Raw genomic sequence first — 323 nt, 5'->3', positions numbered from 1 at the left:
CCGCCGACACGGTGGATGCCAGGGAGGATGGGAGGCTGAGGTTGTTCGGCCAGGAGATCCACCGGCTGGGCAGGCCCTGGGGGGAGTACGGCCATGTCGAGGGGCTGGCGCGGCGTGCCGGAAAGGACGGTCGGCTGATCCCGCCCGGCGAGTTCATACCGGCGGCGGAGCGCTTCGGCATTGCCGCGCGGCTCGATCGCTGGATCATCCGCACCGCGCTGTCGCGGCACTGCGCGGCGATGAAATCCGGCGCGATCACGCTCGGCTTCAACCTGTCGGCGCAGACTCTGAGCGATCCGGTACTATGGGACTTCGTCGACAGC

Annotated in this window: 1 protein-coding gene; it reads left to right on the top strand. The window is 69.0% G+C overall.

Annotated features, from left to right (window positions below; translation table 11 throughout):
* Nucleotides 1-323: EAL domain-containing protein (locus EN852_RS37850; protein WP_135879839.1), on the top strand; the 323-nt coding region annotated here is incomplete at both ends.

This window comes from Mesorhizobium sp. M2E.F.Ca.ET.209.01.1.1 (genome assembly GCF_004010375.2).
Taxonomy (GTDB): domain Bacteria; phylum Pseudomonadota; class Alphaproteobacteria; order Rhizobiales; family Rhizobiaceae; genus Mesorhizobium.
Note: the sequence above shows the minus strand (reverse complement) of the source record. Positions and strands in the feature narration are given on the sequence as shown.